Annotated in this window: 21 protein-coding genes; 4 read left to right on the forward strand and 17 right to left on the reverse strand. The window is 73.0% G+C overall.

Translation table 11 applies throughout. The features are described from left to right. Nucleotides 1-29 precede the first annotated feature (29 nt). From ACFY7C_RS32255 to infC, 11 genes are all read right to left on the reverse strand, one after another. Complete coding sequence (locus tag ACFY7C_RS32255; protein WP_389657531.1) at nt 30-560, reverse strand: NUDIX hydrolase; 531 nt, start codon at nt 558-560, stop codon at nt 30-32. Between the two features lie 76 nt (nt 561-636). Continuing rightward, complete coding sequence (locus ACFY7C_RS32260; protein WP_389658134.1) at nt 637-2013, reverse strand: transcriptional regulator; 1377 nt, start codon at nt 2011-2013, stop codon at nt 637-639. Nucleotides 2014-2373: 360 nt separating this feature from the next. After that, complete coding sequence (locus ACFY7C_RS32265; protein ID WP_389657534.1) at nt 2374-3393, reverse strand: PP2C family protein-serine/threonine phosphatase; 1020 nt, start codon at nt 3391-3393, stop codon at nt 2374-2376. 275 nt (nt 3394-3668) lie between these two features. After that, nucleotides 3669-4703, reverse strand: a complete 1035-nt coding sequence (locus tag ACFY7C_RS32270) for a hypothetical protein (protein ID WP_389657537.1) — start codon at nt 4701-4703, stop codon at nt 3669-3671. 135 nt (nt 4704-4838) lie between these two features. Then, complete coding sequence (gene pheT / locus ACFY7C_RS32275) at nt 4839-7367, reverse strand: phenylalanine--tRNA ligase subunit beta (RefSeq protein ID WP_389657540.1); 2529 nt, start codon at nt 7365-7367, stop codon at nt 4839-4841. After that, nucleotides 7367-8494: a phenylalanine--tRNA ligase subunit alpha gene (gene pheS, locus ACFY7C_RS32280; RefSeq protein WP_389657543.1), complete on the reverse strand. Its 1128-nt coding sequence runs from the start codon at nt 8492-8494 to the stop codon at nt 7367-7369. The genes pheT and pheS overlap by 1 nt, the downstream gene beginning before the upstream one ends. Nucleotides 8495-8674: 180 nt before the next feature. Then, complete coding sequence (locus tag ACFY7C_RS32285; protein WP_389658137.1) at nt 8675-9910, reverse strand: ATP-binding protein; 1236 nt, start codon at nt 9908-9910, stop codon at nt 8675-8677. 79 nt (nt 9911-9989) lie between these two features. Then, on the reverse strand, nt 9990-10829 hold the full coding sequence (locus ACFY7C_RS32290) for a TrmH family RNA methyltransferase (protein WP_389657546.1): 840 nt from the start codon (nt 10827-10829) through the stop codon (nt 9990-9992). A gap of 161 nt (nt 10830-10990) precedes the next feature. Beyond that, entirely contained in the window at nt 10991-11377 is a 387-nt protein-coding gene (rplT, locus tag ACFY7C_RS32295) for a 50S ribosomal protein L20 (RefSeq protein WP_019884941.1), read from the reverse strand. A 106-nt stretch (nt 11378-11483) separates the two neighbouring features. Then, nucleotides 11484-11678, reverse strand: a complete 195-nt coding sequence (gene rpmI / locus ACFY7C_RS32300) for a 50S ribosomal protein L35 (RefSeq protein ID WP_041128339.1) — start codon at nt 11676-11678, stop codon at nt 11484-11486. Nucleotides 11679-11804: 126 nt separating this feature from the next. Then, nucleotides 11805-12521 carry a translation initiation factor IF-3 gene (gene infC, locus ACFY7C_RS32305; RefSeq protein ID WP_389658140.1) on the reverse strand — a complete coding sequence of 239 codons (717 nt, stop codon included), beginning with the start codon at nt 12519-12521 and terminating at the stop codon, nt 11805-11807. 310 nt (nt 12522-12831) lie between these two features. Between infC and ACFY7C_RS32310 the strand changes: the two genes are divergently transcribed. Further along, entirely contained in the window at nt 12832-13218 is a 387-nt protein-coding gene (locus ACFY7C_RS32310) for a DUF1844 domain-containing protein (protein ID WP_389657549.1), read from the forward strand. Nucleotides 13219-13365: 147 nt separating this feature from the next. Here the strand turns inward: ACFY7C_RS32310 and ACFY7C_RS32315 are convergent, their stop codons facing one another. Genes ACFY7C_RS32315 through ACFY7C_RS32325 form a run of 3 tightly spaced genes read right to left on the reverse strand, consistent with a single transcriptional unit; the run spans nt 13366 to nt 16559 of the window. Continuing rightward, complete coding sequence (locus ACFY7C_RS32315) at nt 13366-14100, reverse strand: SseB family protein (RefSeq protein ID WP_389657552.1); 735 nt, start codon at nt 14098-14100, stop codon at nt 13366-13368. 24 nt (nt 14101-14124) lie between these two features. Continuing rightward, nucleotides 14125-15300 (reverse strand): type VII secretion-associated serine protease mycosin, encoded by a 1176-nt coding sequence (gene mycP / locus ACFY7C_RS32320; protein ID WP_389658143.1) that lies wholly within the window; start codon nt 15298-15300, stop codon nt 14125-14127. Further along, on the reverse strand, nt 15300-16559 hold the full coding sequence (locus tag ACFY7C_RS32325) for a hypothetical protein (RefSeq protein WP_389657555.1): 1260 nt from the start codon (nt 16557-16559) through the stop codon (nt 15300-15302). The genes mycP and ACFY7C_RS32325 overlap by 1 nt, the downstream gene beginning before the upstream one ends. A gap of 132 nt (nt 16560-16691) precedes the next feature. On the opposite strand from ACFY7C_RS32325, the gene ACFY7C_RS32330 reads away from it, so the two are divergent. Further along, a complete protein-coding gene (locus ACFY7C_RS32330; RefSeq protein WP_389657558.1) occupies nt 16692-17894 on the forward strand; it encodes an amino acid deaminase/aldolase in 1203 nt (400 codons plus the stop codon). Nucleotides 17895-17997: 103 nt separating this feature from the next. Here ACFY7C_RS32330 and ACFY7C_RS32335 read toward each other — a convergent pair whose 3' ends face one another. From ACFY7C_RS32335 to ACFY7C_RS32345, 3 genes are read right to left on the reverse strand one after another with little or no spacing between them, the layout of a single operon-like run. Beyond that, nucleotides 17998-18795 (reverse strand): 3-oxoacyl-ACP reductase, encoded by a 798-nt coding sequence (locus ACFY7C_RS32335; RefSeq protein ID WP_389657561.1) that lies wholly within the window; start codon nt 18793-18795, stop codon nt 17998-18000. 5 nt (nt 18796-18800) lie between these two features. Beyond that, nucleotides 18801-20183 carry an aldehyde dehydrogenase family protein gene (locus ACFY7C_RS32340; RefSeq protein ID WP_389657564.1) on the reverse strand — a complete coding sequence of 461 codons (1383 nt, stop codon included), beginning with the start codon at nt 20181-20183 and terminating at the stop codon, nt 18801-18803. Nucleotides 20184-20191: 8 nt separating this feature from the next. Next, nucleotides 20192-21556, reverse strand: a complete 1365-nt coding sequence (locus ACFY7C_RS32345) for a glutamine synthetase family protein (protein WP_389657567.1) — start codon at nt 21554-21556, stop codon at nt 20192-20194. 78 nt (nt 21557-21634) lie between these two features. Here ACFY7C_RS32345 and ACFY7C_RS32350 point away from each other — a divergent pair, with 78 nt between their 5' ends. Next, on the forward strand, nt 21635-22363 hold the full coding sequence (locus ACFY7C_RS32350) for a FadR/GntR family transcriptional regulator (RefSeq protein ID WP_389657570.1): 729 nt from the start codon (nt 21635-21637) through the stop codon (nt 22361-22363). A gap of 115 nt (nt 22364-22478) precedes the next feature. Then, on the forward strand, nt 22479-23927 hold the full coding sequence (eat, locus tag ACFY7C_RS32355) for an ethanolamine permease (protein WP_389657573.1): 1449 nt from the start codon (nt 22479-22481) through the stop codon (nt 23925-23927). Nucleotides 23928-23931 lie beyond the last annotated feature (4 nt).

Consider the following 23931-nt stretch of genomic DNA (forward strand, 5'->3'; position numbering starts at 1 on the left):
TCCCCGGCCTCGGTACCCGGCGGCTCGGGTCAGCCCAGCCGCAGGTGGTGCAGCATCAGCAGCCCGGCGGCCATGTTCGCGGCGGGGACCTCGCCGCGGGCGATCATGTCGGGGACGAGTTTGAGCGGGACCCAGGCGAGACGCGAGGACTCGAAGGCGTCCTGGGGCGGGCCGGTCCAGATGGCCTCCTCGGCGAAGAAGAGGTGGTGGCGGGCGTCGGTGAGGCCGTTGGACGGCTCCACGGTGAGCAGCGGGCGCAGCGGTCCGGGGCGCCAGCCGGTCTCCTCCTCCATCTCGCGGGCGGCGGCGACCTCGATCGTCTCGCCGTCCTCGACGACGCCGGCGGCCATTTCCCAGCCCCAGCTGTCGGTGATGAAGCGATGGCGCCAGAGCAGCAGGACCTCGTCGGCGGCGTTGACGGCGGTCGCGACGGCGACCGGCCGGAGCCGGATCAGGTAGTGGTCGAGGCGGCGGCCGTCGGGGAGTTCGACGTCCGCGAGATTGACCCGGAACCAGCGGTTCTCATAGACGGGCTGTTCGCTTAATTTCGTCCACTGCACGGTTTTGCCACCTTCCGACTGGTCGGTGATTACTTGGTGGCAATATCGCAGCTGTGACGAGGTCGCAAGAACGGGCTCACAGAGGCACGCGCAGCGCGGCGTCGATGAGCTCGGCGGCCTCCCGTGCCTCTCCTCCCCCACTCGCGAGCAGCTGCTCCCGCACCAGCCTCAGCCGGTCCCGCAGCCGCCGCGACTCCATGCCGCGGGCCCGCTCGGTCATCTCCACCGCCGTCCGCGCGGCCAGATCCGGCTCGCCCTGCCGCAGCTGGACCTGACACAGCATCGCCAGCCGGTGCACCCGGCCCCGGTCGTGCGCCGGAGTCTCCACGGCCGCCGCCGCGTGCGCGTGGGCCGCCGCGAGTTCACCCAGACTGAGCAGGGCCTCGGCGACCTGTACGTTGACGAGGCCGGGCTGGACGTAGCCGGTCTCGGCCGGTTCGCGGCCCGGGGCGATCCGCTCCGCCTCCGCCTCCGCCCGGCGCACGCAGGCCAGTGCCGCCGCCGCGTCGCCGAGGTGCGCGTAGGCCTTGGCCTGCATCGCCGTCAGGTCGGTGGCGAGCGCCGGGGTGATCTCCCGTCCGGCCGAGCGCAGCGCCGCCTCGGCGAAGGCCACCGCCTGCCGGTACTCCCCCATGAACAACGACTGGTTGACGAGCAGCGCGACCACATAGGCGCCGAGCCCGCGGTCGCCGCTCGCCTTCGCCAGGCGCAGTGCCTGGTGGAAGTAGCGCTGGGCGAGCCCATGGGCGTCGGAGTCGTAGGCGCAGATACCGGCCACGGCCACCAGGCCGCCGGTCGCGCGGTGCAGCCGGCGGCCGAGGGCGTCGCCGTAGGCGCCGCGCAGCAGCGGCGCGGTCTCGGTGGTGAGGAAGCCGACGATCCGGGCGCGCGTCGCCATCCCGCCCGCCTTGCGGTACATCTGCTCGTAGTGCGCCCGGGCCGCGCTCAGCATCGAGACGTCGGCGGCCGAGACCCGGGTGCGGCCGTCGCGGGAGACGTCGGTGTCCTCCGGCGGGTTCTCCCACTCCCACACCGGCATCACGGCGGGGGTCCCGGTCACCGCCGGGGCGGCGTGGAGGTGGGGGCGATGCTGCTCGTCGGAGCGCCACAGGGCGGTGGCCCGGTCGACGAAGCCGGAAAGTGGTGTGCCGGGCGCGAGGAGGCCGGCGGCCGTGCCGTCGGGCACGCCGAGGCCGATGTCGTCGAGGGTGACGGCGCGGCGCAGCCGGTCGGCGAGGACCTCGCAGATCAGGTCGGGGACCTGGCCGCGCGGCCGCTGCCCCTTCAACCAGCGGGCGACTGCGGTGTGTTCGTAGCGCAGGGTGAGACCACGGGCCCGGCCCGCCTGGTTCACCCGGGAGGCGAGGCCGGCGTGCGAGATGCCCGCCTCGTCGAGGAGTGCGTCCAGCAGGGCGTTGGGCGAGGTCCTCGGTGAGGGCCTGGGCGGCGGCATGGGGTCGAGCGAGGGAGTGGGGCTCGGCGAGGGCGAGGGTCTGGGCGAGGTCGTACGGGGGCTCTGGGCCGGCAAGTCGGGGTGCATGGGACCGCTCCGGTGCTTCGGTGCGCTCAGCGTAGTGAAGGACGGTTTCGCACGGGGTGTGAACGAAGTGCTCGTTCTTCCCTTCCGCGCGCGGTGCCGAAGTCGTGCCGGTACGGGTTGACTTGGCATCCTCGCCGAAGGGCGAGGACCGGGCCGCCGGCTCCCCCTCTGACAGTGCGGCCGCCCGGTCCCGCGCCGCCCGCGCTGTTGATCTGCCCGACACTCCGTGGCAGCGCGGGCGGCGTCGGTCCCCTGCCCTCCCCGTCACGGAGCCTAGTGCGGGGAGGGCGCGGGACGGGTACGGCGCAGCCCGGGTTCGGCGGGCTGCGCCGGCACCCGCACCCGGTCGTTGCGGACGACGACCAGGGCCACGTCGTCGGCGAGCCGGCCGCCGGTGTGGCGCAGCAGCGCGGTGTGGACGCGACGGACCAGCGCGGCCGGCGCCTCGCGGGGCGAGGCGGCGAGGACCGCGTCCAGCGGGAAGAAGCGGCCGCGGTGGTCCCGGGCCTCCTCGGCGCCGTCGGTGTAGAGCACCAGCGTCTCGCCGGGCAGCAGCCGGGTCGCGCGGTGCGGTACGAGGTCGGCCGGCAGCGGGAAGGCGCCGAGCGGCGGCAGCGGGTCGCCGACGGACACGGGCTCGACACGGCGTCGGTCGAGGCGGTACGGGCCGGGGTGGCCGCAGGCGAGGACGTCGACCTGGCCGTCGGCGCGGATCTCCAGGAGCAGCAGGGTCACGAACTCCTCGGCCGCGGGGTGCTCGGGCGCACGCCCGCCCCTGGCCGGGTGCTCCTCGCGGGCCCGCTCGCACAGATGCCGCCCGAGCGCACGGTCCAGGCGCCGCAGCACGCCCGCGAGTTCGGGCTCGTCATGGGCCGCCTCGCGGAAACTGCCGAGGACGGCGACCACGGCGCCGAGCGCGGCGAGCCCGTGCCCCCGTACGTCCCCGATGACGATCCGTACCCCGTAGGGGGTGGCCGCCGCCTCGTACAGGTCGCCGCCGATCGCGGCCCCCCGGGACGCCGACAGCTGCCCCGCGGCGACGGCGAGCCCGTCGAGCCGCGCGGGCGGCGGTCGCAGCACCACCTGCTGCGCGGCCTCGGCCACGGCCCGCACCCGCGCCAACTCCCGTGCGAGCCCGTGCCGGACCCCGAGAACGAGCCCCGCCCCGACGGTCAGGAACACGACGCTGGTGGCGATCCGCATCGGCAGCCCGGGCTCCCTGGCCAGCGGACACCACAACCGCCACGCGACGGCCACGAGCCCCCACACCGCGGGAGCCACCAACGGAGCCATCCGCCGCATCCGGGAGCCTTCGGCAACCACTGACCTGTCACGGAACATCCACGGCCCTTCCCGAGGCCCGCCAGCGCCCGAAGACCCTGCGGCACACAGGCCCGCCCCTGTGACCGCGTCGATTCTCGCGGGACGGGAGGACACGGGGGAACATCCACCGGGGATCTCACCCGAAGGAGTGAGCAACCTCGTGGTCCTGTTTCGAAGCCCTCGTCCCCAAGTCCGATGCGTTCGCCCGCTCACCTCGCGATGGGCCGCAGCGACGTCGGCTCAGGTCACAGGCCGCAAGACACGTCGCTCCAGGCCTTCCGCATGTGCGCCCGAGCCGCTGTCGGAGCCTCCACACGTTCGAACACATGCGGAGCCGAGCGATAGAGACAGTCGATGCCGTAGCGATGCAGCAGCGCGATGTCCGAGTCCTGCGGACGGACCGGGAAGAGAGCACTGAGCCGATCCGCGGGATGCGGACTGTGCGGCGCGTAGTCGAGGAGCTGGCCGAGCGCGGCCCGCACATGGCCGTGGTCACCGCTGCTCTTCGCCTCGACGATCTCCGTTCCGTCCGGGCCTGTGACGTGGAGATCGGTCGGCCCGGACGGTGTACGCATGCGCTGGACGTCCACCCCGGTCAGGGTGGCGCGGTATTCGGCCACGAGGAGCGCCTCGGCTCGCGACACCCGTATCTCGCGCTCGTCACGCTGGTAGGCGGTGCCGGACGTGTGCACGTTCTCGACAGGGATGATGCGCGTGCTCGCGGCGATGGCCGTGGCGACCTCCTCATCGCGGGCGAGTTCGCGCCGGGACTCGGTCACCGTCGCGATGCCGAGGCCCTGCAGGATCTCCTCGGCCTTCTCGCCGTCAAGGATCCGCAGCCCCATGAAGTTGTCACCGGCGTTGAAGCTCGGCAGGTCCCAGATCTCCTCGTACGGAATGTCCGTCGGGCGGAACGAGAGGAGACTGTAGACGTTGTGCCAGCTTCCCTTCTGTGAGTCCGGCTTCCACATGGTGTCGGCGAAAGCGGCGTTCCTGAAGGTGACGCCGACCTCTCCTATGCCCCGCACGAGTTTCTTTCCGGTGAAGAGCACTACGTCGCCGGTGCCCAGGCGCTCCATGTTCGCGTCCTGTGCCGCGGTCGCTCCCCAGAACCGGGCCGAGCCGGTCGGATGAAGTTTCGACAGGGCTGCCCGCTGGCCGGGAGTGAGCGCGGCGGCGTGATGCCCTGAGGCGAAGGGAACCTCCTGCTCCAGGGTTTCCCGCCAGTGAAGTCTCGCCACCGGGTTTCCGAATGAAGGTTGGATCGCTACGAGCGGCACGTTGTTCCTCCCCCTTGCTTCCGACTCCGGGTGAGTTCCTTACGGATCGTCACACGGTCTGCCCTCTCACAGAGTAGAGGGGCCCCGCCCCGGGTTGTTGACCCGGGGCGGGGCCCCTCGTGTGTGCTGCGGCCGTCAGGCGCCGCGGAGGACGGCGCCCGTGTGTTCCGCGGCCAGGGCGACCGCGGCGTCGCGGGCCGCGGTGGCCTCGTCGACGGTCAGGGTGCGGTCGGGGGCGCGGAAGCGGAGGGCGTAGGCGAGGGACTTCTTGCCCTCGCCGATCTGGTCGCCGGTGTAGACGTCGAACAGACGGATGGACTCCAGGAGTTCACCCGCGCCGCCGGCCAGGTAATGCTCCACCGCGGCCGAGGGCACGTCCTGGTCGACGACCAGGGCGACGTCCTGGGTGGCGACCGGGAAGGCGGAGATGCGCGGGGCCTTGAGCGGGCCCTCGCCCGCGCGCTCCAGGACGTCCAGGTCCAGCTCCATGGCGCAGGTGCGGGCCGGCAGGCCGAGGGCCTTCACGACGCGCGGGTGGAGCTCGCCGCCGTGACCGGCGAGGACCTTCTCCCCGTCGATCACGACGTGGAAGGAGGCGCAGCGGCCCGGGTGCCACGGGGCGTGCTGGTCGGCGTCGATCAGCAGTTCCACACCGGCCTCGGCGGCCACGACGCGCGCCGCCTGGATCGCGTCGGCCCAGTCGGACGGACGGCCCTTGCCCCACCAGCCGGCCTGCTCGCGGGCCCCGGCGAGGACGACGGCGGCGCGGCGCGGCTGCGCGGGCAGCGCGGCGTTGACGCCGGCGATCTCCTCGTCGGTGGGGCGGCGGTCGACGGGCAGGCGGACGGCGACGCCCGGCTGCTCGCCCGGCCGGAAGACCAGGCCGGTCTCGAAGAGGGCCAGGTCGTGGCTGCCGCGCCCGTCGTTGCGGCGCAGCGCGCCGAGCAGGCCCGGCAGCAGCGTCGTACGGAGGGCGGGCTCCTCGTCGGAGAGCGGGTTGACCAGCTTCACGACCCGGCGGCGGGCGTCGTCCGCGTCCAGGCCGAGCTGGTCGAAGACCTGCTCGCCGATGAAGGGGTAGTTCAGCGCCTCGACGTAGCCGGCGCCGGCCAGGGCGCGGCCCACCCGGCGGTGGGTGCGCTGGCGCTCGGTGAGGCCGCGGCCCGCCGGGGGCTTGGGCAGCGTGGAGGGCAGGTTCTCGTAGCCCTCGAGCCGGATGACCTCCTCGGCCAGGTCGTTCGGCACGTAGAGGTCGGGGCGCCACGACGGAACGGTGACGACGAGCTCGTCCTGCCCGTAGACGTCGCAGCCGATCTCCTGGAGGCGGCGGACGACGGTCTCGCGGCCGTAGTCGACACCCGCGACCTTGTCGGGGTGGTTCGCCGGCATGGTGATCGTGTGCGGCGCGGACGGGGCCACGACCTCCGTGACACCGGCCTCGGCGGTGCCGCCGGCGAGCAGCACGAGCAGGTCGACCGTCCGCTGCGCGGCAGCGGCGGCGGCCTGCGGGTCGACGCCGCGCTCGAAGCGCTTGGACGCCTCCGAGGACAGCTTGTGGCGGCGGGCCGTGCGCGCGATCGAGATCGCGTCGAAGTGCGCGGCCTCGATGACGACCTCGGTGGTGCCGACGAGGGCGCCGGTCTCCGGGTCGGTCGCCGGGTCGGCGATCTCCGTGTCGGCGCCGCCCATGACACCCGCGATGCCGATGGGGCCGCGGTTGTCGGTGATGACCAGGTCCCCGGAGTCGAGGACGCGCTTGGTGCCGTCGAGCGTGGTGATCTTCTCGCCCTCGGCGGCTCGGCGGACGCCGATGGGGCCGTCGACCCGGCTGCGGTCGTAGGCGTGCAGCGGCTGGCCGAGCTCGATCATCACGTAGTTCGTGACGTCCACGGCGAGCGAGATCGGACGCATGCCGGCCTTCTGGAGGCGGCGGCGCAGCCAGATCGGCGAGCGGGCCTCGGGGTCGAGGCCGACGACCGTGCGCGCGACGAAGCGGTCGCAGCCGATCGGGTCGGCGATCTGGACCGGGTAGCCGTACGCGTTGGGCGCGGGCACGTCGAGGAGCGCCGGGTCGCGCAGCGGCAGGCCGTAGGCGATGGCGGTCTCGCGGGCGACGCCGCGCATCGACAGGCAGTAGCCGCGGTCCGGGGTGACGGCGATGTCGAGGACCTCGTCGTACAGCTCCAGCAGCACGGTGGCGTCGGTGCCGACCTCGTGCTCCGGCGGCAGCACGATGATGCCGTTCGAGCCGTCGTCGCCCATGCCGAGCTCGTCGCCCGAGCAGATCATGCCGCGGGAGACCCGGCCGTACGTCTTGCGCTCGGCGATCCGGAAGTCGCCGGGCAGCACGGCGCCGGGCAGGGCCACGACGACCTTGTCGCCCTCGGCGAAGTTCCGGGCGCCGCAGATGATCTCCTGGGGCTCGCCGGTGCCGTTGGCCTGGCCGACGTCGACGGTGCAGAAGCGGATCGGCTTCTTGAACTCCGTCAGCTCCTCGATGGTGAGGACCTTGCCGACCACCAGCGGGCCGGTGAGGCCCGCGCCGAGCAGCTCGACGGTCTCGACCTCGAGCCCTGCCGAAATGAGCTTGGCCTGCACGTCACGGCCGGTCTCCGTCGCCGGCAGGTCGACGTACTCCCGCAGCCAGGAAAGCGGGACCCGCATCAGATCTCCATCCCGAACGGCCGGGTAAACCGGACGTCACCCTCGACCATGTCTCGCATGTCTTCGACGTTGTGGCGGAACATCAGCATCCGCTCGATGCCGAACCCGAAGGCGAATCCGCTGTACTTCTCGGGGTCCACACCGCAGGCGACGAGCACCTTCGGGTTGACCATGCCGCAGCCGCCGAGCTCGATCCAGCCCTCGCTGCCGCAGGTGCGGCAGGGACGCTCCGGGTTGCCGACGGACTCGCCGCGGCAGACGTAGCAGAGCATGTCCATCTCGGCGGACGGCTCGGTGAACGGGAAGAAGTTCGGACGGAGCCGGGTCTTCATGTCCGGGCCGAAGAGCGCCTGGACCATGTGGTCCAGGGTGCCCTTGAGGTCGGCCATGGTCAGGCCCTCGTCGACGGCCAGCAGCTCGATCTGGTGGAAGACCGGGGTGTGCGTGGCGTCGAGCTCGTCGGTGCGGTAGACGCGGCCGGGGCACACCACGTAGACCGGGGGCTCCCGGTCGATGAGGGTGCGGGCCTGGACCGGCGAGGTGTGGGTGCGGAGCACGACGCCGGACTCGTCGCCCGTGGTGCCCTCAGGGCCCTGGACGAAGAAGGTGTCCTGCATCTGGCGCGCCGGGTGGTCCGGTACGAAGTTCAGGGCGTCGAAGTTGAACCACTCGGCCTCGACCTCGGGGCCCTCGGCGACCTCGTAGCCCATCGAGACGAAGACGTCGGCGACGCGCTCCATCAGGGTGGTCAGCGGGTGGCGCGCACCGGCCGGGACACGGTCGTACGGCAGGGTGACGTCGACGGCCTCCTCGACGAGGACGCGCGCGTCGCGCTCGGCCTCCAGTTCGGCCTGGCGGGCGGCCAGCGCCTTGGAGACGACACCGCGGGCCTGGCCCACGAGCTTGCCGGCCGCGGCCTTGGCCTGCGGGGGCAGGGCGCCGATCTCGCGGTTGGCGAGCGCCAGCGGCGAGGTGCCGCCGGTGTGCGCGGTCTTCGCGTGGGTGAGCGCGTCGAGGTCGCCTGCGGCGGCGAAGGCGGCGAGCGCCTCGTCCCGCATGCGCTCGATCTCTTCCGGTTTCAAGGCCTCGACCTCGACCGGGTCGTACGACTTATTGGGTGCCGACATCTCTTCCCGTGTCTTCCTTTGGCTGGCTGGGCGGCCCCGCTCGACGTCAAGGGCGCAAACGTGCCAAAGGACGAGTCTAACGGGGTGAGGGGACGCGAATGAGCCCGTGGGCGGCCTCGGCGGCTCCTGATCTCGTACGGTCTCGCCTGGTGAGACCCGGGAGGGGGTCCGGAGGGGACCTCAGAGGAGGTGGGCCGGGGTGCCGACGGGCAGGATAAATCGGAACTCGGCTCCGCCACGGGGGCCGCGTCCGACGGTGATCGTGCCGCCGTGGGCCTCGACGACGCCCTTGACGATGTAGAGGCCGAGCCCGGTGCCGCCGCGCTTGCTGCCCCGCCAGAAGCGGGTGAAGACGCGGCCCATCGACTCCTCGGGGATACCGGGGCCTTCGTCGCTCACGGTGACCTCCGTCCCCTTCTCTCCGTCGGTGGTGGCCGTGGTGGGTGCCACCTCGATGGTGACGGTTCCCTCGCCGTGGCGCACCGCATTTTCCAGCAGGTTGCCGAGGATCTGGTCGATCTTGTCGGGATCGGCCCACAGCTCGGGCAGGTCGGGGTGGACCCGGACGAAGAAACGGTCCGGGGACTGGCCGCCGGTGGTGTGGGCGTGCACGTGGCGGCCGACGGCGGCGGCGATGTCGACGGGCTGGCGGCGCACCTCCAGTCGCCCGGAGTCGATCCGGGAGATGTCGAGGAGCTCGGCGATGAGCCTCTTGATGCGGCCCGCGTCGGCGTCGACGGTCTCCAGCATCAGCCGCTTCTGGTCGTCGGTGAACCGCTCCCACTTGTCGAGGAGGGTGGCCGTGAAGCCCTTGACCGAGGTGAGCGGCGAGCGCAGTTCGTGCGCGACGGTGGCGATCAGCTCGGCGTGGCTGCGCTCGGTGCGCCGGCGGGCCTCGGTGCCGCGCAGGGAGACGACGACCCGCCGGACGGGCCCGGCGGGGCGGGTGCGGACGTAGCGGGCGGAGACGAGCACCTCGCGCCCGCCGGGCAGCAGCAGGTTGCGCTCGGGCTGTCCGCGCCGGGTGGCGAGACCGCCGTACGGGTCGGTGAGCGCCCACCATCGGCGGCCCTTGAGGTCTTCGAGCGGCAGCGCCCGGTCGAGCGGCCGGCCGAGGGCGGCGTCGCAGGGTACGGCGGTGATGCGGCTGGCGGCGGCGTTGAAACAGATGATCCGGCCGTTCTCGTCGGCGACGACGAGCCCGTCGGGCAGGTCGTCGGGATCGACGCCGAGCCCGGAGGCCGGGTCGACGTCCGGGGCGGCGGCCGGATCGACAGCCGGGGTGATGTCCTGGCGCTCACCGGAGAGCGGGGCGGACTCGTCGCCGTGCGGCCGGTCCGGGGGCGCCGGTGGTGATGCGGGCGCGTCGGGCGGGATGCTCCGTGCCTGTGCGGAACTGCCCGTGCCGACCGTCATCCCCGTCATCCCACCCCTCCGTGTACCGCAGTGGGCCCCGAGTCCGTCACCCTACTAGGCGAGGGGGCCCGGTGGGGCCTCAGGAGGCGGTTGGGGGGCGCTGGGCGCGCGCGGAGGCGTACAGGCACACGGCGGCCGCGGTCGCCAGGTTGAGGCTCTCGGCCTTGCCGTGGATCGGGACGCGGACCACGGCGTCGGCGAGGGCCCGGGTCTCCTCGGGCAGCCCCCAGGCCTCGTTGCCGAAGACCCAGGCGGTGGGGCCGCCCATGGTGCCGGCGTCCAGCTCGTCGTCGAGGTCGTCCTCGCCCGCGCCGTCGGCGGCCAGGATCCGTACGCCGACGCCCTTGAGGCCGGCCACGGCCTGCTCGACCGGGACGCCGACGGCGACCGGGAGGTGGAAGAGGGAACCGACGGAGGCGCGCACCGACTTCGGGTTGTACAGGTCCACGGAGGCGTCGGTGAGGATCACGGCGTCGGCTCCGGCCGCGTCGGCGCAGCGGAGCACGGTGCCGGCGTTGCCGGGGTCGCGGACGTGCGCGAGGACGGCGACCAGCTTGGGCCGGGCGGCGAGGATCTCCTCGAAGGGCGAGTCCAGGAAGCGGCAGACGCCGACGAGGCCCTGCGGGGTGACCGTCTGGGAGACCTCGGCGAGGACGGCGTCGGAGGCGAGGTGGACGCGGGCGCCGGCGGCGCGGGCGGCGTCGACGATCGTGGCGTACCGCTCGGCGGCCTCGACGGTGGTGAAGAGCTCGACCAGGGTCGGTTCACCGCTGCTGCCGCGGTGCTCGACGGCCTCGCGGACGGCCTGCGGGCCCTCGGCGATGAAGAGGCGGTCCTTGCCCCGGAAATTGCGCTTGGCGAGCCGCCGGGCGGCGACGACGCGCGGCGAACGCGGGGAGATCAGCTCGGGGGTGGACATGTGCCTGCGGCTCTCTGACTCGGCTCGGGTCGGCTCGGGAACGGCGGCGGACGGCGCGGAGGGAACAGCGCGGAATCGGCGCGGAGGAAACGGCGGTCAACGCGCCGGACCCGCAGGCGCGGGGCCTGCGGGTCCGGGCAGAAGTACTGCGGCCTGGAAGATCAGGCGGCGGCCTTCGGGGCGTTGACGTCGGCCGGGAGGGCCTTCTGCGCGACCTCGACCAGCGCGGCGAACGCGTTGGCGTCGTTGACGGCCAGCTCGGCGAGGATCTTGCGGTCCACCTCGATGTTGGCGGCCTTCAGACCCTGGATGAGGCGGTTGTACGTCATGCCGTTCAGGCGGGCAGCGGCGTTGATGCGCTGGATCCACAGCTGACGGAAGTCGCCCTTGCGCTTCTTGCGGTCGTTGTAGTTGTAGACCAGCGAGTGGGTGACCTGCTCCTTGGCCTTGCGGTACAGGCGCGAACGCTGACCGCGGTAGCCGGAGGCCTGCTCGAGGATCGCCCGGCGCTTCTTGTGGGCGTTGACTGCCCGCTTGACGCGTGCCACTTCTTAACTCCTTGTAGCGGGGCCGTGGTGGTGCTCACACGACCCGGAAATCGGATGGGTCCCGGTCTGTGCCGGATGCCCTCGTCGCCGAGGGCGGGAGATCAGATCAGATGCCCAGCATCTTCTTGATCTTGGCGGAGTCACCCGGGGCCATCTCGGCGTTGCCGGTGAGGCGACGCGTCAGCTTGGACGACTTGTGCTCGAGCAGGTGGCGCTTGCCGGCGCGCTCGCGCAGGATCTTGCCGGAGCCGGTGACCTTGAAGCGCTTCTTGGCACCGGAGTGCGTCTTGTTCTTCGGCATAGCGCCGTTATCTCCTCGTCAGTGGCGCTCCCCCGGTGCGGACACCGGACGACTGGGAGCGTCAATTCTTCGTTTGGTGGTCCCGGGCGGGAACCCTGGGGCTGCCGGGAGGACAGCCCCGCGGGATCACGCCTCGGTGTTCTCGGCCGACGCGTCGGCCGGAGCCTGCTCGGCCGGAGCCTGCTCGACCGGGGCCTCCTCGGCGGCGGGCGCCTCGGACGAACCGCCCTGACGCTCGGCCTTGCGTGCGGCCTGGGCCTCACGCGCCTCGGCCATGGCCTCGGTCTTCTTCTTGTGCGGACCCAGAACCATGATCATGTTCCGGCCGTCCTGCTTCGGGTTGGACTCGATGAAGCCAAGCTCCTGAACGTCCTCCGCGAGGCGCTGCAGCAGTCGGTAACCGAGCTCAGGCCGGGACTGCTCACGACCACGGAACATGATCGTGATCTTGACCTTGTCACCCTGCTTGAGGAACCGGACGACGTGACCCTTCTTGGTGTCATAGTCGTGCGGGTCGATCTTCGGCCGGAGCTTCATCTCCTTGATGACCGTGTGCGCCTGGTTCTTGCGCGCCTCACGGGCCTTCATGGCCGACTCGTACTTGAACTTCCCGTAGTCCATGAGCTTGCACACGGGCGGACGGGCGTTCGCCGCGACCTCAACCAGATCGAGGTCGTACTCCTGCGCGAGCTCCAGGGCCTTGGCAAGCGGGACAATGCCCACCTGCTCGCCGCTGGGGCCGACAAGACGCACCTCAGGAACGCGAATCCGCTCGTTGATGCGGGGCTCGGCGCTGATGGATCCTCCTCGGTAGCACCACGCGACCGCCTGGCGGACGGACACGTACACGGTAGAACTGTCGAGACCAACCGAGCGGGCGCACGAAAAATGCCCCGACGGGACACAGGCGGGGCTCCACGGAAAACCGGAGCACCGCCGCGGTCAACCGCGGGGCGCACATCGGGCGGCCCCATCGTCCGTACGGAACGATGGTCACCACCTGACCGGTGACCCGCCGCCCGCGAGGGCGGCAAGGTGGGAAGTCGGAGCCTCCACTTGTGGGCCGGGCACGCACGTGTCCGGCCGGTCGTTACACAAGGTTAGCAGGACCCGCCGGTCGGCGCGAACCGTACGTCCGCTTATCGTGTGGGACATGAGCGAGACGCCCCAGCACGAGTCCACGGACTCCTCCGCTTCTTCGGAAGCTCCCGACTTCGCGGCCATGACCCGCGACATCGCCGAGGTCCCGGCGGTCGAGGTGATCGTCACGGTCGCCGTCAACCTGATGAGCGCCGCCGCGGTGAAGCTCGGTCTCACCGAGGAGGGCGACGAGCACAAGGACCTCGACGAGGCCCGCAAGCTGATCCACGCCTTGGCGGGCCTGCTCGACGGCGGCGCGACGGAGATCTCCTCCTTCCACGCGGCGCCGCTGCGGGACGGCCTGAAGTCCCTCCAGCTCGCCTTCCGCGAGGCCTCCCTCGTCCCGGACGAGCCGGGCCAGGGCCCTGGCGAGAAGTACACGGGTCCGGTGTACGGCTAGCCAAGCGGGGGTACGGGGGTCGTCCCCCGGAAGACCGCAGTCACGGGTCCGGTGTACGGCTAGCCAAGCGGGGGTACGGGGGTCGTCCCCCGGAAGACCGCAGTCACGGGTCCGGTGTACGGCCAGCAGCAGAGGTCGCCCGTACGACTAGTTCTTTACGTAGAAGGGCTCGCCGGGAGGCGTGGCCGAGGCCGGCAGCAGTGCCAGGTCGAGGCCGCGCACCAGGCGGGCCCTCAGTGTTTCGTCGGCGGCGAGCCGCTGGGCCACGCGCTGGGCGGCCTCGGCGGGAGCGGCGTCCTCGGCGAGGACCAGGGCGAGGACGCCGTCGGCGGCGCCCGGCCCCAGGTGGGCGCGCAGGACGGCGGGCTCGGCGGCGATCGCGGCCCGCACCGCGTCCCGGACGGCCGGGTCGTCCAGCGGGTCCGTACTGCTGCGGCCCTCGGCGAGCGCGAGCAGCGCGGAACCGGTGACCTGGTACGGCACGGGCCCTGCCAGGTCGAGTACGAGCGTGTCGGCCTTCTCGTGGACGAGGGCGGCGAGCGCCTGGTGCAGGGGAACGGCGACGGGCCGGGCGGCCGGGTCCCACAGGGCAAGCGACGCGATCGAGGTGAAGGCCGGCAGCGCCCGCCGGTCCCCGGCCGTCAGGGTCGGCACGGCCATGTCGCTGGTCTTCTCCTGGCGCAGACCCGTGGCCGGGTCGACCTCGACCTCGCCGAGCATCGCGACGACGGGCACGAGCAGGCGGGCGTCCCGCAGGGCTTCGAGGACGGGCCCGTGTGCGGTTCTGTCCTCCGCCCACGCCGCCAGCGCCGCGGCGAGCCGCGGGTCGGCGGTGCCGTCGTCGTCGGAGAAACCGGGATCGGGGATGTTCTTGAGCGCCACCCGAGGAGCCTAACCGGCGGACGGTCAGCGGCTGCGGCTGCCCCGCCACAGGGCGACGGCGGCGGCGAGGAAGAGGACGCCGACGCCGCCCGCGAGAGGGGCGAGGAGGCCCACGGGGTGGGTCTCCTCGGGGGCCGGCTGGGGGCCGGGGCCGAAGTAGCGGGCGGTGTGGCCGGCCGCGACGGTCCTGAGGTCGGTGCCCTTCAGCCTGCGGCCCTTCTCGATCGCGGCGGCCGGGTCGACCGTGCCGTAGCCCTTCTCGTCGCTGCGGCCGCCCTCGGGACGGCTGCGCGCGGTGTCGACGAGGAGCCGTTTGATCTGGGCCGGGGTCAGGTCGGGGTGGGCGGCGCGGACCAGGGCGACGGCGCCGGAGACGAACGCGGCGGCGGCGCTGGTGCCCCAGCCCTCGTAGTAGCGGCGGTCGGGGTCGGCGATGACGATGTCGACGCCGGGGGCGCTGACCGTGGCGTACCAGCGGCGGGTGGAGAAGGACGCGCGGGTGCCCCAGCGGTCGACGGCGGTGACGGCGATGACGCCGGGGTAGGCGGCGGGGAAGGAGATGTGGTCGCCCTTCTCGCCGCCGTTGCCGGCGGAGGCGACGACGGGGACCCCCTTGGCGAGGGCGTACTGCACGGCGGCGTCCTCGCCGGCGTCGGGGTGGGCGGACTCGGAGTCGTCGCCGAGGGAGAGGTTGATGACGTCGGCGCCGTGGTCGGCGGCCCAGCGGATGCCTTCGGCGAGGGCGGTGCCCCGGGTCTTGCGGGCCTTGTCGCGCGCCTTGTCGCTGCCTTCGAGGATGACCCGCACGGGCAGGATCCTCACCTTCGGGGCCACGCCGAGGACGCCGTCCTGGCCGCCGGGCCCGTGGCCGTGTCCGGCGATGATGCCGGCCATCGCGGTGCCGTGGCGGGCCCAGGCGCGGTCGCCGCGGGCGGCGCCGAAGCCGACGAGGTCGGTGCCGGGCAGCACGGAGCCCGCGAGGTCGGGGTGGGTGGCGTCGACGCCGGTGTCGAGGACGGCGACGGTGATGCCCTCGCCGCGGGTGGTGCGCCAGGCCTGGGTGGTGTGCAGGGCGTCGAGGCCCCACTGGCGGGCGCGGATGGTGTCGGCGTACGCGGGGGTGGTGGTCGCCGGGAGGACGGTGAAGGCGGCGGCGAGCAGCGCGGCGGCCGCGCCGCGGGCCCGGTGGCGGCGGAGGATCACTCCTGGTCCTCCTTCACGGTGGCGGCGACGGTCTTGCGCAGGGCGCGTTCGACGGCGTCGCCGACGCCCTTGGCCTCGTGGCCGAGGCCGGCCTGGGCGACCGGGGTGGTCCGCTTGGGCGTCATGGCCCGGTCGGCGGATTCGGGTTCGGTGACGGCGCGGCCGTCGGCGAAGCCGGAGACGGCGGTGACGACGACGGGCAGGTCGGTCAGGATGTGCCGCCACCAGCTGGCCCGCTGCCGGTCGCCGAAGGCCGCGGCGACGGTGCCGGGGCCGGAGAGGGCGGGGGCGGGTTCGTCGGCGGCGCGGGAGCCGAGGGTGCGCATGGTGGCGGGGTCGGCCTGGGTGAAGACGAGGGCCACGGTGGTGACGTGGGAGGAGGTGGCGTCGGTGTAGGTGGCGCGCAGGACGCGCTCGCAGCCGACGGTCTTGAGGGCGGTGTGCAGGCCCTTGGGCAGGGTGGCGGCGGTGCAGGGGGCGTCGGGGGCGACGACGATCCGGGTCCATGTGCGGGCGGAGCCGCCGGGTCCGGCGGCGGGGCCGGGGAGGGTGCGCGGGAAGAGGGTGTCGACGGGGGCGTTGTGCCAGAGCGCGCGGGCCGGGGTGTAGCCGGGCGGTTCGGCGGCCTCGCCGGCACCGCTGCCGGCCAGGACCGCGCCGGTGACGGCGCCGCCGACGAGACCGAGGGCGAGGACGGCGCAGGCCGCGGCGGCGACGACCCGGCCGGTGCTGCGGTCCCGTACGGGGCGCAGCCGGGTGGTGGTCTCGGCGGCCGTCTCGGGGCCGAGCGCCCAGGGGTCGTAGGCGTACGCGGGCGCGGGCGGAGCGGCGGGCGCGGTGGTGGGTCGGGCGGGCGCGGGGCCCGGCACCGGGGCCGGTGCGGGCCCCGCGGCCGGGCGGCTGTCCCGTACGGGACGGAGCCGGGTGGTCGTCTCCGCCGGGGTCTCGGCGGGGGCCGCGGCGAGACGTGCCGGCTGCTCGGGCGGCAGCGGCTGCGCGGCCCGGCGGGGCCGAGCCTGCCCGGCGGGCGCAGTGGGCGCGGCGGGCGCGGCGGCGGGCGGAGGCGTGGGAGCCCCGGGCGGCGCCGACGGGCGGCGCTGCGAAGGCGCCAGGACCTCGGTGACACGGGAGCCGGGCGCGGCCGGTGCGGCCGGTGCGGAGGCGTCCGAAGTCGCCGGAGCGGGTGGCGTGGGGCGCTCCGGGGGGAGGAGGGCCTCGGTGATGCGGGACGTGGAGCGCTGCGGCTCGGTGCTCATCCCCGTCCCCCTGGTCGATCTGCGAAAGCAATGGCCGCCACTCTACGGGCTGTTCCCGGCGGGGCGGGAACGCAGGGGTGCCACCGGATCAAGGGGCTACCCACGCGTAAACGTCTCTGGCAAGCTCGGGCCATGACTCCCCGTGCCGCCGACCGCGCCCGGTACGACCGGGCCACCGCCCATCTCGACGCGCCCGTCGCCCTCGTCGATCTGGAAGCCTTCGACGCCAACGCCGACGACCTGGTCCGCAGGGCCGGCGGGAAGCCGGTCCGGGTGGCGAGCAAGTCGGTGCGGTGCCGGGCCCTGCTGGAGCGGGTGCTGGCGCGGGACGGGTTCGCGGGCGTGATGTCCTTCACGCTGGCCGAGTCGCTGTGGCTGGCCAGGGCAGGGTTCGAGGACGTGCTGCTGGCCTATCCGTCGGCCGACCGGGCGGGGTTCGCGGAGCTCGCGGGCGACGCGAAGCTGGCCGGGGCCGTGACGGTGATGGTCGACGATGTGGCGCAGCTCGATCTGATGGAGGCCTCGCGGGCGGGCGGCGCGGAGGAGATCCGGGTCTGTCTGGAGCTGGACACCTCGCTGCGGCTGCTGGGCGGCCGGGTGCGGATCGGGGCCCTGCGCTCGCCGCTGCGGGAGCCGGCCGAGCTGGCCGAGCTGGCCCGGTCGGTCGCGCGCCGGCCCGGTTTCCGGCTGGTGGGGCTGATGGCGTACGAGGGTCATGTGGCGGGTGTCGGGGACGCGGTCGCGGGCCGGCCGCTGCGCTCGCGGGCGATCCGGCTGATGCAGTCGGCGGCCCGCAAGGAGCTGGCGGCGCGCCGGGCGGCGGTGGTGCGGGCGGTCCGGGCGGTGGCGCCCGACCTGGAGTTCGTCAACGGCGGCGGGACCGGCAGCGTGCAGCACACGGCGGCCGAGGACGCGGTGACGGAGATCGCGGCGGGTTCGGGTCTTTTCGTGCCGCGTCTGTTCGACAACTACACGTCCTTCTCGGGCCGGCCGGCGGCCCTCTTCGCGCAGCCGGTGGTGCGCCGCCCGGGCGTGGGCGTGGTGACGGTCCTCGGCGGCGGCTACCCGGCCTCGGGCGCCGCCGGGCGGGACCGGCTCCCGGTCCCGTACCTGCCGGAGGGTCTGCGCTACGACCCGCAGGAGGGCCCGGGTGAGGTCCAGACCCCGCTGATCGGCTCCCCCGCCGACGATCTGCGCATCGGGGACAAGGTGTGGTTCCGGCACGCGAAGGCCGGCGAGCTGTGCGAGCGCTTCGACACCCTGCAGCTGGTGGAGGGCGACCGCGTCACGGCCGCCGTCCCGACGTACCGGGGCGAGGGCCGCACGTTCCTCTAGAGCGCGGCGCGGCCGCGCTCCGTGCGGCCGGGCGCCTTGCGACGCCCGGCCGCACGGGTGGGGGTGCGGGGGGTGTGGGGATGGGTGGCGGCGGTGGCGAGGTCTAGAGGGGGGTCACGTACGCGCCGGAGATGCCGCCGTCGACGAGGAAGTCGGTGGCGTTGATGAAGGAGGAGTCGTCGCTGGCGAGGAAGGCCACGGCGGCGGCGATCTCCTCGGCCTCGGCGAACCGGCCGACGGGGATGTGCACCAGGCGGCGCGCGGCCCGCTCGGGGTCCTTGGCGAACAGCTCCTGGAGGAGCGGGGTGTTGACGGGCCCCGGGCAGAGGGCGTTGACGCGGATGCCCTCGCGGGCGAACTGGACGCCGAGCTCGCGGGACATGGCGAGCACGCCGCCCTTGGAGGCGGTGTACGAGATCTGGCTGGTGGCGGCGCCCATGACGGCGACGAAGGAGGCCGTGTTGATGATGGAGCCCCTGCCCTGGCGGCGCATGTACGGCAGGGCGGCCTTGCAGCACAGGTAGACCGAGGTCAGGTTGACGTCCTGGACCCGCTTCCAGGCCTCGAGGCCGGTCTCCAGGATGGAGTCGTCGTCGGGGGGCGAGATGCCGGCGTTGTTGAAGGCGATGTCGACGGAGCCGTAGGTCTCGAAGGCGGTGCGGAAGAGCGCCTCGACCTCCTCCGGGTCGGTGACGTCGACCTTGACGAAGGTGCCGCCGACCTCTTCGGCGGCGGCCTTGCCGGCCTGCTCGTCGATGTCGCCGCAGACCACGTTCGCGCCTTCGGAGGCGAGTCGGCGGGCGGTGGCGAGGCCGATGCCGCTGCCGGCGCCGGTGATGACGGCGGTGCGGCCGACCAGCCGGCGGCAGATGATCTCTTCGGTGCTCTCGGTGTCGGTCATGGTGCTCAGGCCTCCGTGCTGATGAAGACGTTCTTGGTTTCGGTGAAGGCGGTCAGGGCGTCGGGACCCAGTTCCCGGCCGAGGCCGGACTGGCCGAAGCCGCCGAACGGGGTCCAGTAGCGGACGCTCGAGTGGGAGTTGACGGAGAGGTTTCCGGCCCGGACGGCGCGGGAGGCGCGCAGGGCGCGGCCGACGTCACGGGTCCAGATGGAGCCGGACAGGCCGTACGGGGTGGCGTTGGCGAGCCGGATCGCGTCGGCCTCGTCCTCGAAGGGCAGGACGACGGCGACGGGGCCGAAGACCTCCTCGACGGCGCAGGGCGCGTCCTCGGCGAGGCCGGTGAGGAGGGTGGGCGGGAACCAGAAGCCGGGGCCCTCGGGGGCCTTGCCGCGCACGGCCTCGACGGTCGGACTGTTCTCGGTGGCGCCGTCGACGTAGGAGCGGACCCGGTCGAGCTGGGCGCGGGAGATGAGGGGGCCCATCTGGGTGCGCTCGTCGCGGGGGTCGCCGACGACGATCTCCTCGATGGCCGGCGTGAGGAGCTCCAGGAAGCGGTCGTACGCCTGGCGCTGGACCAGGATGCGGGTGCGGGCGCAGCAGTCCTGGCCGCTGTTGTCGAGGAAGGCCATGGGGGCGGCGGCCGCGGCGGCCTCCAGGTCGGCGTCGGCGAAGACGATGTTGGGGCTCTTGCCGCCGAGTTCGAGGGTGACCCGCTTCACCTGGCCGGCGGCCTTGGCCATGATCTGCTTGCCGACCCTCGTCGAGCCGGTGAAGACGATCTTGGCGATGCCGGGGTGTTCGACGAGCGCGTTCCCCGCGACCGGGCCCTCGCCGGGGAGGACCTGGAAGAGGTGCTCGGGGAGGCCGGCCTCCAGGGCGAGTTCGGCGAGTCGGAGCGCGGTGAGCGGAGTGGTCTCGGCGGGCTTCAGGATCACGGCGTTGCCGGCGGCGAGGGCGGGGGCGGTGGCCCAGGCGGCGATCGGCATGGGGAAGTTCCAGGGGGCGATGACGCCGACGACCCCGAGCGGTTCGAGGATGGTGATGTCGAGGCCGCCGGGGACGGGGATCTGGCGGCCGTTGAGCCGCTCCGCTCCCCCGGCCGCGTAGTCGAGCAGGTCGCGGACGTTCCCGGCCTCCCAGCGGGCGTTGCCGAGGGTGTGGCCGGCCTCGCGGACCTCCAGGAGGGCGAGTTCCTCGAGGTGGGCGTCGACCGTGGCGGCGAAGCGGCGCAGCACGCGGGCCCGGTCGGCGGGTGCGGCGGCGGCCCAGGACCGCTGGGCTTCGGTGGCCAGGGCGACGGCGGTGTCGACGTCGGCCGGGCCGGCGGCGGGGACGGTGGCGACGAGCTCCTCGGTCGCCGGGTTCAGGACGTGCAGTTCGTGCGGCAAGTCGTTCCTCACATGCGTTCGAAGGAGCGGCGCAGTTCCCAGTCGGTGACGGCGGCGTCGAAGGCGTCGAGCTCGACGCGGGCCATGTTGCGGTAGTGGGCGACGACCTCGGGGCCGAAGGCGGCCTTGGCGATCTCGCTGTTCTCCCAGAGCTCGGCGGCCTCGCGCAGGGTGGTGGGCACGTGCTCGTACTCGCCGGTGTAGGCGTTGCCGGTGCAGGCGGGCGGGAGTTCGAGGCCCTGCTCGATGCCGTGGAGGCCGGCGGCGACGAGTGCGGCGACGGCGAGGTAGGGGTTGACGTCGCCGCCGGGGAGGCGGTTCTCGAAGCGGGTGGAGCGGCCGTGGCCGACGACCCGCAGCGCACAGGTGCGGTTGTCGTGGCCCCAGGCGACGGCGGTGGGGGCGAAGGAGCCGGGCTGGAAGCGCTTGTAGGAGTTGATGTTCGGGGCGTAGAGCAGGGAGAAGTCGCGCAGGGCGGCGAGCTGGCCGGCGAGGAAGCGCCGCATGACGTCGGACATGCCGTCCGCCCCCTCCCCCGCCATGACGTTACGGCCGTCGGCGTCCTGGAGGGAGAGGTGGATGTGGCAGGAGTTGCCCTCGCGCTCGTTGTACTTGGCCATGAAGGTGAGCGAGCAGCCCTCCTGGGCGGCGATCTCCTTGGCTCCGGTCTTGTAGACGGCGTGCTGGTCGCAGGTGACGAGGGCCTCGTCGTACTTGAAGGCGATCTCGTGCTGGCCGGGGTTGCACTCGCCCTTCGCGGACTCGACGGTGAGTCCGGCGGCGGTCATCTCGTTGCGGATGCGGCGCAGCAGGGGTTCGATCCGCCCGGTGCCGAGGATCGAGTAGTCGATGTTGTACTGGTTCGCCGGGGTCAGGCCGCGGTAGTGCGCGTCCCAGGCCTGTTCGTAGGTGTCCTTGAAGACGATGAACTCGAGCTCGGTGCCGACGTGGGCGGTGAAGCCGTGCTCGGCGAGCCGGTCGAGCTGGCGACGGAGGATCTGGCGGGGCGCGGCGACGACGGGGCTGTCGTCGCTCCAGGCGAGGTCGGCCATGACCAGGGCGGTGCCCTCGTTCCAGGGCACGCGGCGCAGGGTCGAGAGGTCGGGGCGCATGGCGAAGTCGCCGTAGCCGCGGTCCCATGAGGACATCTCGTAGCCGTCGACGGTGTTCATCTCGGTGTCGACGGCCAGAAGATAGTTGCAGCCCTCGGTGCCGTGGTCGAGGACGTCGCTCAGGAAGAACGGTGCGGCGAACCGCTTGCCCTGGAGCCGTCCCTGCATGTCGGGGAAGGCCAGGACGACGGTGTCGATCTCGCCGCTCGCGACGAGTGAGCGGAGCTCGTCGACGGCGAGCGGGGGTTTGCGGTCTGCCACGGGATTACTCCTCCTTCGGCCTGCCGGGAGCCATAAGGTATTGCTCAGAACCATTGCTTGGGAAGGGGAAACGGCGAGGTGGCCAGTACGAGTGAATCGGCGGACCGGCTGACGCCCGTGCTGCGACCGGTGCGCGCGGGCAACGGGTTCGAGGAGGCCCTGGAGCAGATCCTGCAGGTCGTGCGGCTCGGTCTGGTGCCGGGCGGGGAGCGCCTGCCGGCCGAGCGGGAGCTCGCGGACCGGATGGGGATCAGCCGGGTCACCCTGCGCGAGGTCCTCAAGGTCCTCCAGGAGCAGGGCCTGGTGGAGAGCCGGCGCGGGCGGTACGGCGGCACGTTCGTGCTGCGGCGGCAGCAGACCGCCGACGAGGCGGAGCTGCGCCGCCGGATCGCGGCCGTCGACATGGAGGACACGCTGCGCTTCCGCGAGGTCCTGGAGGTCGGCGCGGCCGGGCTGTGCGCGGCGCACGGCCTGGACGGGGCGGGCGCCGAGCGGCTGCGCGCGGCCCTGGCGGCGACCCATGACGCCCCGCTGGGCGACTACCGTCGCCAGGACACCCTGCTGCATCTGACGCTCGCCGAGCTGTCCGGTTCGCCGACGCTGACCGCGCAGTACGCGGCCGTCCGGGCGACGGTCAACGACCTGCTCGACTGCATCCCGCTCCTGGTGCGCAATCTGGAGCACTCCCAGCACCAGCACACGGCGCTGGTGGAGGCGGTGCTCGACGGGGACGCGGACGCGGCGCGCGAGGTGATGCGGGAGCACTGCGCGGGGACGGCCGCGCTGCTGCGCGGCTTCCTGACGTGAGGGCACCGGCCCCGCGTAACCGGAACGTAACGCACGGGTCTTGCGCTTCCCACCCGACGGCCGCAAAGGTATGGCACCAATCCATTGGGCCCGTTCCGGGGAGCTGACCGCCGCCATGACGCTGGAAGACACCTCAGGCACCACAGGAAACAAGGCCGCACCCGACGACTACCTTCAGCGCCGCACCCTGCGCCGCGGCAGCGCGGGCTGGCTGCTGCTGACCGGCCTCGGCGTGGCGTACGTCGTCTCCGGCGACTTCTCCGGCTGGAACATCGGCCTGTCCAAGGGCGGCTTCGGCGGCCTGGCCATCGCGACGGTGCTGATGGGCGCGATGTACGCCTGTCTGGTCTTCTCGCTCGCCGAACTGTCCGCCATCCTGCCCACCGCGGGCGGCGGCTACGGCTTCGCCCGGCGGGCGCTCGGCACCTGGGGCGGCTTCCTCACCGGCACGGCCATCCTCATCGAGTACGTCCTCGCGCCCGCCGCCATCTCCATCTTCATCGGCGACTACGTCGAGTCCCTCGGACTCTTCGGCCTGGAGTCGGGCTGGCCCGTCTATCTGGTCTGCTTCGCCCTCTTCATCGGCATCCACCTGTGGGGCGTGGGCGAGGCCCTGCGCTTCAGTCTGATCGTCACCGCCGTCGCGGTGGCCGCGCTGCTGGTCTTCGCCCTGGGCGCGCTGAGCGACTTCCACGTGGACGGCCTGAACGACATCCCGGCGGACCCGGACGCGGCCGGCTCCAGCTCCTGGCTGCCGTTCGGCCTCCTCGGCATCTGGGCCGCCTTCCCCTTCGGCATGTGGTTCTTCCTGGGCGTCGAGGGCGTGCCGCTGGCCGCCGAGGAGGCCAAGGACCCGGTGCGCTCGATGCCGAGGGCCCTCGCCCTGTCGATGGGCGTCCTCGTGGTCCTCGCCCTGATCACCTTCCTGGCGGCGACCGGGGCCCGCGGCTCGGCGGCCGTCCAGGAGGCCGGCAACCCGCTGGTGGTCGCCCTCCAGGGCGACGGCGCGCCCACCGCCCTCAGCCGCTTCGTCAACTACGCGGGCCTCGCCGGCCTGGTCGCGTCCTTCTTCTCCCTGATCTACGCGGGCTCCCGCCAGCTCTTCGCCCTGTCCCGGGCCGGCTATCTGCCCCGCTTCCTCTCCCTCACCAGCCGCCGCAAGTCGCCCTACCTCGGGCTGCTCATCCCCGGCGCGCTCGGCTTCGCGCTCGCCGCGGGGACCGGGGACGGGGCGCGGATGCTGAACATCGCGGTGTTCGGCGCCACCATCTCGTACGCCCTGATGGCGCTCTCCCACATCGTGCTGCGCCGCCGTGAGCCGGGCCTGCACCGCCCGTACCGCACCCCGGGCGGTGTCGTGACCTCCTCGGTCGCCTTCGTCCTGGCCCTGTCCGCCCTCGTGGCGACCTTCCTGGTCGACAAGGACGCGGCGTTCATCGCCTTGGCCGTGTACGTGATCGCCCTCGCCTACTTCGCGTTCTACAGTCGCCACCGTCTGGTGGCGAGCGCGCCCGAGGAGGAGTTCGCGGCGCTCGCCGCGGCCGAGGCCGAACTCGAACGCTGACCGA

The organism is Streptomyces sp. NPDC012769 (assembly GCF_042901205.1).
Classification (GTDB): Bacteria; Actinomycetota; Actinomycetes; order Streptomycetales; family Streptomycetaceae; genus Streptomyces.